The 16,670-nt window shown below is 56.1% G+C and carries 13 protein-coding genes and 1 pseudogene; 5 read left to right on the plus strand and 9 right to left on the minus strand.

Translation table 11 applies throughout. The features are described from left to right. Window positions 1-42 precede the first annotated feature (42 nt). The 5 genes and pseudogenes from EKA13_RS21845 to ttcA form a co-directional block, all read right to left on the minus strand. Window positions 43-756, minus strand: a complete 714-nt coding sequence (locus tag EKA13_RS21845) for a hypothetical protein (RefSeq protein ID WP_125862957.1) — start codon at window positions 754-756, stop codon at window positions 43-45. A gap of 14 nt (window positions 757-770) precedes the next feature. After that, window positions 771-2,270 (minus strand): site-specific integrase, encoded by a 1,500-nt coding sequence (locus EKA13_RS21850; protein ID WP_065761335.1) that lies wholly within the window; start codon window positions 2,268-2,270, stop codon window positions 771-773. Further along, complete coding sequence (locus EKA13_RS21855; RefSeq protein WP_065761336.1) at window positions 2,257-3,474, minus strand: site-specific integrase; 1,218 nt, start codon at window positions 3,472-3,474, stop codon at window positions 2,257-2,259. The genes EKA13_RS21850 and EKA13_RS21855 overlap by 14 nt, the downstream gene beginning before the upstream one ends. Window positions 3,475-3,966: 492 nt before the next feature. Beyond that, window positions 3,967-4,458 (minus strand): annotated as a pseudogene (locus EKA13_RS21860) (DNA-3-methyladenine glycosylase I); the annotation flags it as partial. Between the two features lie 24 nt (window positions 4,459-4,482). After that, entirely contained in the window at window positions 4,483-5,307 is an 825-nt protein-coding gene (gene ttcA / locus EKA13_RS21865) for a tRNA 2-thiocytidine(32) synthetase TtcA (RefSeq protein WP_065761337.1), read from the minus strand. Between the two features lie 269 nt (window positions 5,308-5,576). Between ttcA and EKA13_RS21870 the strand changes: the two genes are divergently transcribed. Both EKA13_RS21870 and EKA13_RS21875 read left to right on the plus strand, forming a co-directional pair. Next, window positions 5,577-6,176 carry a Yip1 family protein gene (locus tag EKA13_RS21870; RefSeq protein ID WP_065761338.1) on the plus strand — a complete coding sequence of 200 codons (600 nt, stop codon included), beginning with the start codon at window positions 5,577-5,579 and terminating at the stop codon, window positions 6,174-6,176. A gap of 136 nt (window positions 6,177-6,312) precedes the next feature. Beyond that, the gene (locus EKA13_RS21875) at window positions 6,313-6,807 is read left to right on the plus strand and encodes a SprT family zinc-dependent metalloprotease (RefSeq protein ID WP_065761339.1); all 495 of its coding nucleotides are present in this window, start codon (window positions 6,313-6,315) and stop codon (window positions 6,805-6,807) included. Between the two features lie 72 nt (window positions 6,808-6,879). Here the strand turns inward: EKA13_RS21875 and EKA13_RS21880 are convergent, their stop codons facing one another. Then, entirely contained in the window at window positions 6,880-8,202 is a 1,323-nt protein-coding gene (locus EKA13_RS21880) for a dicarboxylate/amino acid:cation symporter (protein WP_065761340.1), read from the minus strand. A gap of 414 nt (window positions 8,203-8,616) precedes the next feature. On the opposite strand from EKA13_RS21880, the gene EKA13_RS21885 reads away from it, so the two are divergent. Both EKA13_RS21885 and EKA13_RS21890 read left to right on the plus strand, forming a co-directional pair. Further along, window positions 8,617-9,414, plus strand: a complete 798-nt coding sequence (locus EKA13_RS21885) for a dienelactone hydrolase family protein (RefSeq protein ID WP_065761341.1) — start codon at window positions 8,617-8,619, stop codon at window positions 9,412-9,414. An 84-nt stretch (window positions 9,415-9,498) separates the two neighbouring features. Next, on the plus strand, window positions 9,499-10,200 hold the full coding sequence (locus tag EKA13_RS21890; protein ID WP_065761342.1) for a 4'-phosphopantetheinyl transferase family protein: 702 nt from the start codon (window positions 9,499-9,501) through the stop codon (window positions 10,198-10,200). Between the two features lies 1 nt (window position 10,201). On the opposite strand, the gene fhuF is transcribed toward EKA13_RS21890, so the two are convergent. Genes fhuF through EKA13_RS21905 form a run of 3 tightly spaced genes read right to left on the minus strand, consistent with a single transcriptional unit; the run spans window position 10,202 to window position 13,088 of the window. Continuing rightward, window positions 10,202-10,762, minus strand: coding sequence for a siderophore-iron reductase FhuF (gene fhuF / locus EKA13_RS21895; protein ID WP_065761343.1), 561 nt, complete (start codon window positions 10,760-10,762; stop codon window positions 10,202-10,204). Further along, window positions 10,759-12,372: an ATP-binding protein gene (locus tag EKA13_RS21900; protein WP_065761344.1), complete on the minus strand. Its 1,614-nt coding sequence runs from the start codon at window positions 12,370-12,372 to the stop codon at window positions 10,759-10,761. The genes fhuF and EKA13_RS21900 overlap by 4 nt, the downstream gene beginning before the upstream one ends. Continuing rightward, window positions 12,369-13,088, minus strand: a complete 720-nt coding sequence (locus tag EKA13_RS21905) for a response regulator (protein WP_065761345.1) — start codon at window positions 13,086-13,088, stop codon at window positions 12,369-12,371. The genes EKA13_RS21900 and EKA13_RS21905 overlap by 4 nt, the downstream gene beginning before the upstream one ends. 754 nt (window positions 13,089-13,842) lie before the next feature. Here EKA13_RS21905 and EKA13_RS21915 point away from each other — a divergent pair. After that, window positions 13,843-16,670: ribonucleoside-diphosphate reductase subunit alpha (locus EKA13_RS21915; protein ID WP_065761346.1), on the plus strand; the 2,828-nt coding region annotated here is incomplete at its 3' end.

The following is a 16,670-nucleotide window of genomic DNA, read 5'->3' on the forward strand; positions in this document are numbered from 1 at the left end:
GAGCTTACATTTTCTAAGATCCTCGACTCCTTTTCCAGCCGGTCAGATTTTTTCTACACCCTTAAATGCGAAGAGCCAGTTAACATCAAGCGTAACGATTTCGGACGCCCTAGATGGGGCATAATTAAGCAGCGCAAAAGCTGAGGTGACAAGTGTTTCAAAAGTATTTTTAGGACTCTTGAACCCCTCGGCTAGTAAGCGGCAGGACTCTAGATCTGGGAGAAGTGGTTTTGAGGAGCGCTCGGGCCTAGCATGAGGATTCCTTGTGTATTTTATACGTTGAGATGATAGCCCGTATTTATTGTAAAGCTTACCAAGATAGCTCAATCCCGCGCCCATACGAAATCGCTGCGATGGCATCAGACCATCTTGATTTGAAGCTCGAAGAAAGTCTGAGTTCACGATCTCCCATGGCATTTTGAATTTCGGCAGCGCTTTCAGCAGATAATATATAGCCGTACCGACGTCTTTAGACGATTTATTTCCAACTAGCGAGCGACTTAAATTAGCCAGCTTGGAGAATAGAACCCACTGATCATTGACGCTAGCATCCATCAAAGCCGGAGTATCTAGTGGAAAACTCGGCGGCAAGGCATAGGCATGAGCAGCTGTGGAACCTTTTTCCATCATACGCGGTGGAATCTTGTAGCGAATCGCGAGGTCGATACTATCCCCTACCAGCAAGTAATCTGAAAATATTGGAACCAAAGCATCAAGGAATTTCTGGAAGTTTTTTTCGGGATTGTTTGAGTTCACTTCCCACCTCACCTTTAAGCTAACCTAGCAACCCACATATCGCAGGCCTGAATGTACTCCTCAATTTTTTCTTTCACTTGGTATGACGACTGGCTCTCGCACTCTGCAATAAGGTAATTTCTATACTCACCAAATGGTGCGTCACGAAACGGCTGAAACTTCGGACAGAGAAGACAAGCAATGGGTGCGTGATCTGTACAATTTATAGAACTACCACATACGCCAATAGGTTTCGCCTGCGCAATGCCATAGTGCCGTTTTATAGAATCAGGCATCTCTAAAATAGCTTTCTCGTAGCCTCCCTCGTATACCTGTCCCAAGAACGCTTGAGCAATCGACGAGAAGGCTGGTCCAAGCTCTTCTCTAATTCTGGCCTGTGCTGCAGGGATTGAATCTATGTAGGAGCGAGCCGAGGTCAAGTCATTATGCATGCCGAGATACATAAGCTCATGTGCCGTGGCACCGTTCACAGCTGCCCTTGTTAGTAGCGTATGTTTAAACCTTATAAAATTCAGATTAACAAGACCACCGTCCACTCTCGCGGTTCTCACCCCTAGAGAATATACGACCTTTTGTATTCTATCGAAAATGGTATTACCTAAGCACTTTTTATCAGGGAGCTCTTCAACAAGCTCTTCAGGTATAAGATATCCAGCTACAGTTGTCGAGCGATGAATCAAGTAGGTTTTTTTCCGCCGCTTACAAAGTGGCACAAGACAATCAAGCAAAGTATTAATAAGAACAGGAAGACGAACAGTCACATATACAGGAGCGCTTTTGCTCTTTTGCTTTATCATCTCTACTCGCAATTGCCACGATTTAATCTCATCGTTATATCTTAGGTCTTCAGCTTTCAGATTCAGTATTTGGCTTTGCCGATAGCCGAGCAGTAACGCGAAAAAAAAGACTGCCAAATGTTCAATATGAATCAAACCTTGCTCGTAGGCTTTGCAAACCGCAAAAGTAACATCGCGAACCTCAGATTCTGTGAGTGCCCCCGCATAAGGATCTGCAGAGCGTGCCATATTTTTCTTATTGGACTGTGAGGGTAGAGCATGGACTAGCAGGCCGTACTGATCGCCCCACAGCAAACCGCCATCTCCATTCCATCTAACTATAAAAGTCTTATAGTTCCTATTTCTACTTATCCAACCCCAAAACTCTTTCCAAAGCTGAGGATGCGCGCACAATGAGTCAACTGCACCCGACATGGCAGCATCTGACCTTTTAACCAGTCGTACGAGCTCATCAGTTTTTTTGATATACGTGACAATCGTGGATAAGGCGTACCCTTGAGAAATGCATGATGCAAACTCCAATCGAAGCGCCTCAATTATTTCAACACTGAACACCCCTTTCATTTCATTAAAATTTATAGATGCTTCACACTTCAATGATTCATGATTCAGAGAGAAGCGTTCCCCCACGACACACTCAAGTTTTGTCTTATGGTGATAAGCTCTTAGCTCAGTGAAGTCCACGACAAGTTCATGATGGCTTTTAGTCTTTCTCATGTTCGCTCCTACTGGCAAGGCTTGCATGCAAGAGCTGCTCTTCGGATATAAGCCTATCATTGCCAATTTTTTGAAAAGCGTAACGAGCGTAGTGATCTGGCATAGAGGAGCTCAACGTCCACCCCATATGAGCGCGAAGCACGCTCAGAGCAGATGCTATCGTTCTTTCTTTTTCTCTGCTTGTAAGCGTCGACGCTTTCTCGAACTCGGTGAGTATGAAATTGCAAGCCCAGGAGTGCCTAAGCGTATGAGGACTCAACGGTCGCCCGATGTGTTTTCTAAGTTTTGTAAATAAAGATCCTACCGCATCGTTCGACAATGGCGCGCCATCAAACGTGACGATTAAAAATTTGTGCTTCTTTGCTTTTGAGAGTTTTTTCCTTTCTACAATGTATCTCTCAATCAGTGTCCATAGGTTATCCGATATTTTTAACGTCCTTTCTAGCGTCTTTACGGTAGCTGGACTAGTCCGGGGGTCGGAGGCCAGGTCTTTATTTCTACAAATATGCACGGTCATGTAACCTGCTGCCGTGCGGGCAAAGCCATCAGTCATTATTCCAAGTAGTTCACTGTTCCGAATACCAAGCTCCCTTAGGAGATGAAAGACAACCAAGTCACGATGAATTAATAGCTTAGCTCTTTTACCAAGCTTCACTTGGTCTTTTAACACCGTATCCATCTCAGAAAATTCACTTTCTGAAAGTGGTTCCACCATCGACGGCCCATCATTTTTTTGCTTGCATGGAAGATGCTTTCTTAAAATCAACTTAAAGTTTCTGAGCCCGTTTTCATCCTGACATGACGAACGACAAATTTCCTCCGCAGCAGCTTCTAGAAACTCCCTCGCTGCACGACAGCGCCTAATAAAGGCAGAACTGCATGCCATTCTTGGCACGAGTATTCCAACGCCGCCAGCTCGCATCTCAACTGTCTGCTTGTATTCTTCTAAGCAGTTTCTGAGTCGAACGATTTCACCAGCTGTAAAATATTTCCCATTAGTGAATCTGCTTTCTATATCTGTATTGATCATTTTAAAGTGCAACATCACTATACTTAAATCATAGGCGAGCAAAACCCGTGACTTTGGCGCCAAGCCGGGCTTAAAATTAGCCATCCAATAATTAGCTAAGAAAACAGGCTTTCCCTTATCGAAAATTAAAGCTGACGGGCGCCCTTGAAAATCCTTGAATTCCCGAACCTTCATAGACGCACCTTGCTCTCTGCATCAGAGAGCGGTGCACCTGTACGATTCTTGGGTGTTGTACTAATAGAGGGCGAAATAAGCCTGAAAACCGATAATTCTAAAGCACGGTGAGCAGGGAGATATGGAATTTGTTTCGCGCAGGACATATCAGCGGCACCTTGATAAATGGAGCATCAAAGTCAACGCTGATCATTCGGTTAAGGCCCGACCTGAGTCGGGTTGTCTTAAAGCGATTATGAACTAGTCGATAGACCGGATAGACCTTCGCTGGGTCTACCACTTCAGTCAATTAAACACGAAGCCCAAAAGCTGTCAACAAGCGGTCTAGGGCCGTCTAATTTCTTCAGGATGAAATCAACATTCGCTATGAGTAGCCTAATAACCGATGTTGATTTGTGATTTTTCGCAGAATGTTGACATTAAAGGAGGGAGGATTGAGCGAGGACGGTTATCGACAGGCTGTAGTCAACATCAAATTACCTAAGCGGATAATTCCTTGCCGACCATGCGCAGAAAACGAGGTGCCGACAAGCCACCAAGCTGGTTGCCATGCTTGGCCAGGTACTTCCACAAACCGACGATGTCAGTCACTGGCCAGTCGGCGATCAAGGCGCCAAAGCTACCCCTCTCCTTTGCCACATCCAGCACCATCTGCGCATTGCGAGGCACGCTCTTGAGCTTGCCCAGGTGACGGATGATGCGGGTGTCCTGCATCAACCGTTCCAGATGCTCAGCGCCCATCAGCACGACCTTTTCCGGGTCGAAGCCGAAGAATACCTGCTCAAACGCCGGCCACTTGGCATCCACCAGGCTGTGCTTGAGCCCGGCGCGAAACACGCGCAGGGCCAGGGTCGACAGATAACGGTCGTCACTGATCGCACGCAACTGCGCCGGGGTGCGCGGCACCGGCAGATACGCCTCCAGCGCAGCGGCAGAGCCGAATCGGTTCAGGCAGTACTCATGCAGCCATTGATAATCACGCATGGCGGTTCCTTGCCGAGTGGTTCGTCAGATGTTCAGCACGTCGAGGAAGCGCGGCGTCGCGGTGTCGTCGATGCGCAGATTGACGAAATCGAACAGGTTGCGGTCGGCCAGTTGTGACGGCACCACGTTCTGCAGGCCACGGAAGATACTCTCGGTACGCCCCGGCGACTTGCGTTCCCACTCCTGAAGCATGTCCTTGACGACCTGACGCTGCAGGTTTTCCTGTGAACCACAGAGGTTGCACGGGATGATCGGGAATTCTTTCATGTCCGAGTAGGCCTGAATGTCCTTCTCGCTGCAGTAGGCCAACGGCCGGATGACCACGTTGCGGCCATCGTCGGCCAGCAGTTTTGGCGGCATGGCCTTGAGCGTGCCATTGAAGAACATGTTGAGGAAGAATGTCTCGACAATGTCATCACGGTGATGACCCAAGGCCATCTTGGTCGCGCCGATTTCGTCAGCGAAGGTGTACAGGGTGCCACGACGCAGGCGCGAGCACAGCGAGCAGGTGGTCTTGCCTTCCGGGATCAATTCCTTGACCACCGAGTAAGTGTCCTTCTCGACAATGTGGTACTCGATACCCAAAGTCTTGAGGTAGGCCGGCAGTACGTCCTCGGGGAACCCCGGTTGTTTCTGATCCATGTTCACCGCAACGATCTCGAACTTGATCGGTGCCACCTTCTGCAGGTGCAGCAGAACATCGAGCATGGTGTAGCTGTCTTTGCCGCCCGACAGGCAGACCATGACCTTGTCACCGTCTTCGATCATGTTGAAGTCGGTGACAGCCTCACCCGCGAGGCGGCGAAGGCGTTTTTGCAGTTTGTTCTGATTGACCGAAAGGGTGCCCATAGCGCTTGGAATCCGCGAGGTATGACAAAAGCCGACTATTTTACGCATAAACCGACTGGCGGCGTAGGCCAATCCGATAAAGACTGCATCGTGATTAACCCGTCGCCTGACAGCGCAATTTGCTCTAAAAAACCCGGTTTTATGCAGCGAACTCCTTCCTATACTGCGACATAGGGCCACCGTGTATGTGACCTGGTCGTATGGCCCGAACCTCGGGCCAGCAAGCGCTCCTCTGGGGGGCGATGGCAACAACGAAAGGAGTGACTGGCATGATCCATCACGTTCTGGGGCTGTTTACCCATCCCGATCAGGAATGGCGAGAGATTCGTGGCGAAGAGGAAAGCATCAGCCACATGTACTTGACCCACACGTTGATACTGGCGGCCATTCCCGCCATATCGGCATTTATCGGCACTACCCAGGTAGGCTGGGTCATCGGCGAGCGTGCGCCCGTCATGCTGACCATGGAAAGCGCGCTCTGGATGAGCATCATGTCGTACCTGGCCATGCTTGGCGGTGTTGCCGTCATGGGCGCGTTCATCCACTGGATGGCCCGCACCTATGATGCCAACCCCAGCCTGGCGCAATGCATCGCGTTTGCAACCTACACCGCCACCCCACTGTTCGTCGGTGGTCTGGCGGCGCTTTACCCACACCTGTGGCTGGGGATGATTGTCGGTACGGCAGCCATCTGCTACACGGTCTACCTGCTCTATGTAGGCCTGCCGACCTTCATGAACATACCCTCGGACGAAGGCTTCCTGTTTTCGAGTTCAGTGTTGGCGGTGGGACTGGTGGTGCTGGTAGCCATCATGGCCTTCACGGTAATCGTCTGGGGACTGGGCGTGGGCCCCGTCTATACCAACTAGAGACTTAGAAACACAGCAACATAGGTGCAACAAACCTCAGGCCGCCGCAAGGCGGCCTGATGCCGTGCATGGACCGGCGGTCTCGGCAGTAATGCTCAGGTTGCGGCATAATCGCCGGTCAGGAGTGTTCCCCGATATGCCCGAGCAACTCAAATCCCGCGTCGAAATTTGTTTCCAGCAGGCTGAAGCCTTTTTCAAACGCCCCTTCCAGCGCCCAGAAGTCAGTTTCAAGCTACGTGGGCAGAAGGCTGGCGTGGCACATCTGCACGAGAACCTGCTGCGCTTCAACCTGCAGCTGTACATGGAAAACCGTGAAGACTTCCTGAAACAGACTGTCGCCCACGAAGTGGCCCACCTGGTTGCCCACCAACTGTTCGGTGGCAGCATTCAGCCCCATGGCGAAGAGTGGCAGTTGATCATGCGCGGTGTTTACGAACTGCCACCGAATCGCTGTCACAACTACGCGATAAAGCGCCGCAGCATGACCCGCTACATCTACCGCTGCCCCTGTGCAGGTAGCGACTTCCCCTTCTCTGCCCAGCGCCATGGCCTGGTACGCCAAGGGCGGCGCTACCTGTGCAGACGCTGTCGGCAGACCTTGGTGTTCAGTGGCGAAACACGGGTGGAATAAACGACATCGCCGGCAAGGCTGGCTCCTGCATGAGGAGCCGACCTTGCCGGCGATAAGCACACCCCAGAATGCTTAGCGGGCAGCGCCTTCAGCCACACCCAGGTCATCGACTGGACGGGTGTCGATGATCGACGTGCCACCAGAGGCCAACTCGGCCTGCAGCTTGTCTTCGTCCAGTTCGTTGACCCACTTGGCCACCACCACTGTCGCCACGGCGTTGCCAATCAGGTTGGTCAGGGCACGGGCTTCGGACATGAAGCGGTCAATACCCAGGATCAGCGCCAGACCGGCAACCGGCAGGTGACCAACGGCCGACAGGGTAGCGGCCAGAACGATGAAGCCGCTACCGGTCACGCCAGCAGCACCTTTAGAGGCAACCAGCAGCACCAGCAACAGGGTGATCTGGTGCGTGATGTCCATGGTGGTGTCGGTGGCCTGAGCAATGAACACGGCAGCCATGGTCAGGTAGATCGAAGTACCGTCGAGGTTGAACGAGTAACCGGTTGGGATCACCAGACCGACAACCGACTTCTTCGCACCCAGGCGCTCCATCTTGATCAGCATGCGTGGCAGGGCCGACTCGGAAGACGAAGTACCCAGCACGATCATCAGTTCCTCACGGATGTAGCGGATCAGTTTGACCACGCTGAAGCCGTGGGCACGGGCGATACCGCCAAGCACCACCAGAATGAACACCACACAGGTGATGTAGAAGCAGACCATCAACTGGCCCAGTTGCACCAGCGAGCCCACGCCGTACTGGCCGATCGTGAAGGCCATGGCACCGAACGCGCCGACCGGTGCCAGCTTCATGATCATGTTGATGATGTTGAACATCACATGGGCGAAGCGGTCGATCAGGTCCAGCAGTGGCTTGCCATAAGCGCCCAGGCGATGCAGGGCGAAACCGAAGATCACCGAGAACATCAGCACTTGCAGGATGTCGCCGTTGGCGAAGGCACCGACGACGGTGTTTGGAATGATGTTGAGCAGGAAACCAACGGTGGTCTGCTGCGCGCCCGCTGCGGCATAGGCCGCGATGCTGCTGGCGTTCAGGGTCGACACGTCAATGTGCATGCCTGCACCCGGCTTGACCACGTTGACCACAACCAGGCCAATGATCAGTGCGATGGTGGAGACAATTTCGAAGTACAACAGCGCGTAGCCGCCGGTCTTGCCAACCGACTTCATGTTCTGCATACCCGCAATGCCGCTGACCACGGTGCAGAAGATGATGGGGGCGATGACCATCTTGATCAGCTTCACGAACCCGTCACCCAGTGGCTTGAGTGCCACACCGGTCTCAGGATAGAAGTGACCCAGCAGGATACCGATGGTGATCGCTACGATCACCTGGACATACAACGATTTGTACAGCGGCTGACGCGTCGTCATGGCTAATTCCTCAAGCGTACCGACCATCATCCTTCCCAGGATGGGGGGTACCAAAAGCGCGAACCCTCCTGCACTGGAGGGATTTGTTTTGTCGAGCTGCCTGGCAGGACTCTGAGGGCTATTTAGCAATCACGATGCCAACGTGCGCTTTCTGGGTGCGAACCGCCGTTTCTCGGGGCTTGCATGCACTAGGAGGTGGCATAAAAAACGCTGCGCGTTGGCGGATTTCCGCACGCAACCGGCGAAAAAACCTAACCAATGGCGGTAATCCGCCCACGCAGCCAGGGTTCGCATTCAACCCGTTGCAGGATGGAGCGCGGAAGCTAGAGTAAGCAGGACATCCTGAAGCGTCGCTGAGCGCTGTCCAAACAGCGGCTGAACACGATGGATCGACTCAAACGAGGAGTACCCGCCATGCGTTACCTGCTCGCACTTGCCTTGATCGGCGCTACAAGCCTGGCCCAGGCCGCCGTACAGACCCGCGAAATTGCCTATCAGGATGCCGACGGCAAGCGCCTGGTTGGCTACTACGCCTATGACGACAGCGTCGAGGACAAGCGCCCGGGTGTGGTGGTGGTGCACGAGTGGTGGGGCCTGAATGATTATGCCAAACGCCGTGCACGTGAGTTGGCGGGGCTAGGCTACAGCGCACTGGCCATCGACATGTACGGCGATGGCAAGCACACCGAGCACCCGGCAGACGCCATGACCTTCATGCAGGCGGCCATGAAAGACCCTGACGCGGCGGCCAAACGCTTCGATGCCGGTGTTGATCTGTTAAAAATCCAACCGCAAACCGACAATAATCGAATTGCTGCCATCGGCTACTGCTTCGGTGGAAAAGTAGTGCTCGATGCCGCCCGGCGAGGCGAGCCTCTGCTCGGGGTCGTCAGCTTCCATGGCCCGCTGGCAACCAGCAACCCGGCAACGCCCGGCAGCGTAAAGAGCAAGATTCTGGTGGAGCATGGCGCAGCCGACAGCATGATCCCCCAAGAACAGGTGGATAAATTCAAGGACGAGATGAATGCGGCCGGTGCATCCTATGAATTCGTGAGCATCCAGGGCGCCAAGCATGGTTTCACCAACCCGGATGCTGACCGCCTCAGCCACGGCGAGCACGGTGGACCGGACATTGCCTACAACAAAAGCGCCGACGAAAGTGCTTGGGCAGACCTGCAGGTTTTCTTGAAGAAGGTGTTTACGCTGAAATGAAGTGCTGAGGGACGGCACTTTGGCAAAAAGGATGGACTGGAAGGGGCGCTGGCCTGACGCCGTGGATCGCGGCACAATGCGAACATGAACCGACTTCCCTCTTGCTGCGCACCACTCCAGCACCACTGGCCTCTGCCTCGCGCAGTACCCGGCGCAGCATTGGTCAGTTGCTCGTTCGACCCCGCTCAACTGGCTGCCGATGACTTCGTCCTGGCGGGTATCGAGCACACCAGCAGCCTGCAACGCTCAGTGGCCAAGCGTCAGGCCGAGTACCTCGCTGGCCGGGTCTGTGCCCGTGCAGCACTGCAAGCGCTGGATGGTCGGGAGTACATCCCCGGTACCGGCGAAGACCGTGCGCCGATCTGGCCAAGCGATATCAGCGGATCCATCACCCATAGCCACGGCTGGGCCGCTGCGGTGGTTGCCCCTAGTCACCAGTGCGCGGGCATTGGCCTGGATCAGGAAACCCTGCTCAGCCACGAACGCGCTCAGCGCCTGGCCGCAGAGATCCTCACAACCGATGAACTTCATCGAATGGACCCGGACCTGGCTGCCTTGGCGGTCACCCTGACCTTTTCACTGAAGGAAAGCCTGTTCAAGGCCCTCTACCCTATCGTGCAGCAGCGCTTCTACTTTGAACACGCGGAGGTGCTGGAATGGTCCACCGATGGCCATGCACGCCTGCGCCTGTTGAAAGACCTGTCCACTGACTGGCGCCAGGGCCACGAGCTGGAAGGCCAGTTCAGCATACAAAATGACCAGGTACTGACCTTGATCAGCGTCTGAGTCAGGGGTTGAGCGGGCAGTGCGTACAGTGCCCCACCCACGCCACCTTGTAACTCAGGCAACAGGTTCGCCGACGCCGCAGGCCGTGCGCATCGTAGCTGACTGCCGCAAACAACGGGCTGCCAGGGCGATCCAGTAGATCACGCGCCTCAGCGAGATCGACCTCCAGGGACTGCAGGCACTGCTCCAGGCAATCACCAGCATTCCCCCAGAGCACGGCAACCGGCACCGAGCCCAAGGCTGCCAGTTGCTGAACCAATGGCGTCAGGTGGTGCTCCAACAGGGCCTGCAAGCTATCGCTGCCTGCGGCCAGTGGCTCAAACGCCAGCGGCAGACCACGATCGTCCAGGCTCACGCCGACGTTGTTCGGCAGCGCCAGCCCTCGCCCAGCACACCGGGCTGACACGGCCTCGCGCCAGAACAGCGCGAAATAGTACTTGGACCACTGCGACACCAGCACAGGCAACTGGGCCGGCATCAACTCAGGCCCATAGAGCGCCAGCAGTAGCCTGTGAAAGTACGCCGGACGTAGCAGCTCACTCAGCGTCACGGTCTGCTTCATGATGCACCAGAGGCCTGGCTACGCGGCCAACTCAGGCTGAAACACGCCCCACCCAGGCGCTCGCTACGGCTGACTGAGGCCCGCCCGGCATGCCAATAGATAATCCTGCGTACGATGGACAAGCCCAGACCGTGCCCACCGGAAGCCCGGGCGCGGCTGTCGTCGAGACGGGTAAAGGGGGTAAAGATTCGGTCCCAGGCAGGCTCGGGGATGCCCGGACCATCATCTTCCACATCAATCCGGCAGCGCTGGGCACCTAATTGATAGCTCAGGCAGACCTGTGACTCAGCATGGCGCATGGCGTTGCTCACCAGGTTCTGCAAAGCCCGGTGCAAGTAGCGTGGCTCCGCCTCTACCCATGCGCCGTCAGCCTCTTCTGCCCTTTGGCAGGGGCCGCGAACCACACTCACCTCGCGACGCAATGGCGCCAGCTCGGCGATCACCTGGTCGAGCAGCGCATCCAGGTCGATCAACTGAAAATGCAACGCCGGTGAGCCCTGCTCCAGACGGGCATAGGTGAGCATCTCATCGACCAGTTTATCGAGGTCCTGAATGTCACCATCCATACCCTCCAGGTACTTTTCCCGAGCCTGATCGTTGCTGGCCCCGGCGATCATCTCCAGGCCGAAACGTAAACGGGCCACTGGCGTGCGCAGCTCATGGGACACGGCACGCACCAGCTCACGCTGAATGCTCAACGACCGTTGCAAATGCTCCGCCATGCCGTTGAAGGCCGCAGCCAAGCGTCCAACCGAGTCATCGTCATCGGCCGTCACACGGGTTTCCAGGCTACCCTGGGCGATGCGTGTGGCAGCAAACTCCAGGGTCGACAGGCGACGCTCCAACTGACGCACCAGTAAATAGACGATCAAACCAATCAGGCACAAGCCCAGCACGGCAATCACCGCCAGCAACTGGGGTGGGTAGGCATTCATCTGGTACAGCGGGCCGAGCTCCAGCACCCAGGGCGTACCGGCAAGGCCGGAAAATACGCGAATCGAGTCACCGTCCTTGCCCAGGGCCATCACCGTGTCGCCCTCCTCGACCCGTCGACGCTGGTCGTCATCCAGGTCAGCCTTGGTCATCGAAAGCAAGCGCAGGTCAAAGCCAAACCCCTTGGCTTTCTTCAATTGCGCAAGCCGCCCAGGCTGCTCCGCAACCGGATAACGCACCAACTCATCCGCCAGCAGGTAAATCGTGGCGCGGGCCAACTGCTCACTGATCTGCTTGACCTCACCCACGAGCAAAAACGGCTGGTCGCCAACCTGACGCATCACCTTGGCCGCATGAGGCCCCGTCTTCTCTACCAGTACCTGGCCACGCTGCAACAAGCTGCGCTGACGCCCATCGAGCCCGGTGTGGGCCAAGGACTCCAACGCCAAGGGAATGCCCAGCAAGCGCTCCCAGATAGCCAGCGCACGCGTACGCTCCACCTCACTGAGCGGCACCAGGTTGTCAGCCATCAGCGTGAAGGTCCCGTGGGCAAGCCGCTCACGGTATTGATCCGCGCGCACCTCGTTAAGCAGGTGCAGGCTCAAGGCGCCGAGCATCGCCACCAGCACCAGAGCGCTCAGCATACCGCCGTAGATGCGCAGGAAAATCGAGTTCATGCCTCACGACCCATGGCCTGGGCCGCCTCGGCTACAAACAGGTAGCCTTTGCTGCGCAGGGTCTTGATCATCTTCGGATGGATTGGATCGTCACCGATTTTGGGGCGAATGCGTGAAATACGCACATCGATAGAACGGTCCTGGCCGTCATAGCCCACACCTCGCAACGAGGTGAAGATCTCCTCGCGGGACAACACACGCCCGGCATTGCTCACGAGTAGCCAGAGCAGGTCGAACTCGGCGCTGGTCAACTCGATGCTCGCGCCCCGCAGCCAAGCCTCGCGCAGGGTGTTATCGACCCGCAACGGGCCGAACACCAATGCCTGGTGCTCACTACTGGGGGCATCACTGCGACGCAACAGAGCGTTGATCCGGGCCAACAACAAGCGGGGACGCACGGGCTTGACCACATAATCGTCGGCCCCCAGGTCCAGCCCCTGCACCTGATCAAGATCGTCGCTGCGTGCAGTGAGCATCAGAATTACCCCCGCATAGCGCGGGCGTACCTTGCGACAGATGCTCAGGCCATCCTCGCCAGGCAACATCAGGTCAAGGATCACCAGATCAGGCTGCTCATCAATGATGCGCTGGGCCGCCTTTGCCCCGTCGCCCTCCACCGCTACCTCAAAGCCGTTGGCCTGCAGGTACTCACCCGTGAGGTCGGCCAATCGCTGGTCATCCTCGACGATCAACACCTGACTGCGCTGCTGCTCCACGGACACCTCTGCTGGGCTTGTTGTTCTTGGAAGACCGCCCGTCAACAAAGGGCAATAATGGCATCGGATACTACGACGCGAACCCACACATTCCAACCGCCACCAACGGCACTGAAAAGCCGTGCCAGGAGCGCTGGACAATGGGGCTTTTTGTGATAGGGTTCGCGCCCGCAAAATTCCGTGTTCGGGGCGTCGCCAACGTAAAAAAAGAGTGACCAACGGCACAATAGCGGTGAGACGCGGCCTACAAGGCGTTGCCCGGAATCACTCACAAAATACGCACAAGTTATCCACAGAGCATCACCTTGCAATACCCCCGATACCGCATTATCTTGTATCCCTATCGAAACAAAACACTATATCTTGGGTTTTCACATAATTCCCAAGCACAAGTCGAGCATTAAACTCAAGCCTTGCAAAATGCTTTTTTTGCTTGAACTTTGAAAGAAATCAGCAGCCAAACCGCTCCTGCGGAGGCGACCGTTGCAAGTTCACCAGAGGGCTTGTTTCGGGTACGGGTGTTGCACACAAAGGCACATCCGACAGCAACAGTTTTGGGCCCCGGCCCGAGACCTTTGACTTCGGCCAGGGAGCGGCGAGCGATTGCCCCTTTTTCCTGATCTGTCCCGAAGTAGGTAAGCCCTGCCCCGCACGCTGCCCTTGCGCATGCCTGCGGGTCGGTTGTCGAGCTTTTGGACGGAACGGTTGGCACCTACCCGGTGCCTAAACAAACATAGAAAACGTGGAGACCCCCATGCAAACCGACACAACTCGCGAGAACCCGCAGGCCAAGGCGCCGCAGGCCGCTGATTCGAACCAGGATCTGGCTGCCACCGCTCCGGGCCAACTGCGTGTGATCAAGCGTAACGGTACTGTCGTCGCCTACACCGATGACAAGATCACCGTTGCCATCACCAAGGCGTTCCTTGCAGTTGAAGGCGGCACTGCTGCTGCCTCGTCGCGTATCCACGACACCGTTGCCCGCCTGACCGAACAAGTGACAGCGACCTTCAAGCGTCGCATGCCATCGGGCGGCACCATCCACATCGAAGAAATCCAGGACCAGGTCGAACTGGCCCTGATGCGTGCTGGCGAACAGAAAGTGGCCCGTGACTACGTGATCTATCGCGACCAACGCGCCAAGGAACGTGCCACCCGCAGCAACAGCGACGTAGCGGTACAGCCACACCCGAGCATCCGTATCACCCTGGCCGATGGCAGCCTGGCGCCTCTGGACATGAATCGCCTGAACACCATCATTTCGGAAGCCTGCGAAGGCCTGGCCGAAGTCGATGGCGAACTGATCCAGCGTGAAACCCTGAAGAACCTGTACGACGGCGTGGCCATCAAGGACGTCAACACCGCTCTGGTGATGACCGCCCGTACCCTGGTCGAGCGTGAGCCGAACTACTCTTTCGTGACCGCTCGCCTGCTGATGGACACCCTGCGTGCCGAAGGCCTGGGCTTCCTGCAGGTTGCCGAAAGCGCGACCCACCACGAAATGGCTGACCTGTACGCCAAGGCCTTGCCGGCCTATGTCGCCAAGGGTGTGGAGTTTGAACTGCTCAACCCAGCCATGGCCGACTACGACCTGGAAAAACTGGGCAAGGCGATCAACCACGAACGCGACCAGCAGTTCACCTACCTGGGCCTGCAGACCCTGTACGACCGTTACTTCATCCACAAGGACGGCGTACGTTTCGAACTGCCACAGGTGTTCTTCATGCGTGTGGCCATGGGCCTGGCGCTGGAAGAGAAAGACAAAGAAGCCCGCGCGATCGAGTTCTACAACCTGTTGTCGTCCTTCGACTACATGGCCTCGACCCCGACCCTGTTCAACGCCGGCACCCTGCGTCCACAGCTGTCGAGCTGCTACCTGACCACCGTCCCGGACGACCTCTCGGGCATTTACCACGCGATCCACGACAACGCCATGCTGTCGAAATTCGCCGGTGGCCTGGGCAACGACTGGACGCCAGTACGTGCGCTGGGTTCCTACATCAAGGGCACCAACGGCAAGTCCCAGGGCGTCGTACCGTTCCTGAAAGTGGTCAACGACACCGCCGTTGCCGTAAACCAGGGTGGCAAGCGCAAAGGCGCTGTCTGTGCCTACCTGGAAACCTGGCACCTGGACATCGAAGAATTCATCGAGCTGCGCAAGAACACTGGTGATGACCGTCGTCGTACCCACGACATGAACACCGCCAACTGGATCCCTGACCTGTTCATGAAGCGCGTCTTCGATGACGGCAAGTGGACCCTGTTCTCGCCTTCGGAAGTGCCAGACCTGCACGACCTGACCGGCAAGGCCTTCGAAGAGCGCTACGAGTACTACGAAGCGCTGACCGAGTACAACAAGATCAAGGTATTCAAGACCGTCCAAGCCAAAGACCTGTGGCGCAAGATGCTCTCGATGCTGTTCGAAACCGGTCACCCATGGTTGACCTTCAAAGACCCATGCAACCTGCGCAGCCCGCAGCAGCACGTGGGTGTTGTCCACAGCTCGAACCTGTGCACCGAAATCACCTTGAACACCAACAAGGACGAGATCGCGGTATGTAACCTGGGCTCGATCAACCTGCCGAACCACATCGTCGACGGCAAGCTGGACACCGCCAAGCTGCAGCGCACCATCAACACCGCTGTACGCATGCTCGACAACGTGATCGACATCAACTACTACTCGGTACCGCAGGCGCGCAACTCGAACATGAAGCACCGCCCGGTCGGTCTGGGCATCATGGGCTTCCAGGACGCGCTGTACCTGCAGCACATTCCTTATGGTTCGGACGCAGCCGTCGAGTTCGCCGACCGCTCCATGGAAGCGGTCAGCTACTTCGCCATCCAGGCCTCCTGTGACCTGGCCGACGAACGTGGCGCCTACGAGACCTTCCAGGGCTCGCTGTGGTCCAAAGGCATCCTGCCGCTGGATTCGCAACAGATCCTGATCGAAGCCCGTGGCCAGAAGTACATCGACGTCGACCTGAACGAGACCCTGGACTGGGCACCAGTTCGCGCACGCGTTCAGAAAGGTATTCGTAACTCGAACATCATGGCCATCGCGCCGACCGCGACCATCGCCAACATCACCGGCGTATCGCAGTCCATCGAGCCGACTTACCAGAACCTGTACGTGAAATCGAACCTGTCGGGCGAGTTCACCGTGATCAACCCGTACCTGGTTCACGACCTGAAGGCTCGCGGCCTGTGGGACGCGGTCATGATCAACGACCTGAAGTACTACGACGGTTCGGTTCAGCAGATCGAGCGCATCCCGCAAGAACTCAAAGAGCTCTACGCGACTGCCTTCGAAGTGGAAACCAAGTGGATCGTCGACGCTGCCAGCCGTCGCCAGAAGTGGATTGACCAGGCTCAGTCGCTGAACCTGTACATCGCCGGCGCCTCGGGCAAGAAACTGGACGTCACCTACCGCATGGCCTGGTACCGTGGCCTGAAAACCACCTACTACCTCCGTGCCCTGGCCGCGACCAGCACCGAGAAATCGACCATCAACACCGGCAAGCTCAACGCCGTGTCCAGTGGTGGCGACAGCGCCCCGGTGCAAGCTGCCCCGGCGCCAGC

The organism is Pseudomonas defluvii, assembly GCF_001695625.1.
GTDB classification, from domain to species: Bacteria; Pseudomonadota; Gammaproteobacteria; order Pseudomonadales; family Pseudomonadaceae; genus Aquipseudomonas; species Aquipseudomonas defluvii.

Coding starts and splice junctions, on each gene's coding strand:
- EKA13_RS21850 (WP_065761335.1), bottom strand. CDS start 2,270: ATGAGAAAGACTAAAAGCCATCATGAACTTGTCGTGGACTTCACTGAG.
- EKA13_RS21870 (WP_065761338.1), top strand. CDS start 5,577: ATGATCCATCACGTTCTGGGGCTGTTTACCCATCCCGATCAGGAATGG.
- fhuF (WP_065761343.1), bottom strand. CDS start 10,762: ATGAAGCAGACCGTGACGCTGAGTGAGCTGCTACGTCCGGCGTACTTT.
- EKA13_RS21890 (WP_065761342.1), top strand. CDS start 9,499: ATGAACCGACTTCCCTCTTGCTGCGCACCACTCCAGCACCACTGGCCT.
- EKA13_RS21900 (WP_065761344.1), bottom strand. CDS start 12,372: ATGAACTCGATTTTCCTGCGCATCTACGGCGGTATGCTGAGCGCTCTG.
- EKA13_RS21885 (WP_065761341.1), top strand. CDS start 8,617: ATGCGTTACCTGCTCGCACTTGCCTTGATCGGCGCTACAAGCCTGGCC.
- EKA13_RS21875 (WP_065761339.1), top strand. CDS start 6,313: ATGCCCGAGCAACTCAAATCCCGCGTCGAAATTTGTTTCCAGCAGGCT.
- EKA13_RS21855 (WP_065761336.1), bottom strand. CDS start 3,474: ATGAAGGTTCGGGAATTCAAGGATTTTCAAGGGCGCCCGTCAGCTTTA.
- ttcA (WP_065761337.1), bottom strand. CDS start 5,307: ATGGGCACCCTTTCGGTCAATCAGAACAAACTGCAAAAACGCCTTCGC.
- EKA13_RS21880 (WP_065761340.1), bottom strand. CDS start 8,202: ATGACGACGCGTCAGCCGCTGTACAAATCGTTGTATGTCCAGGTGATC.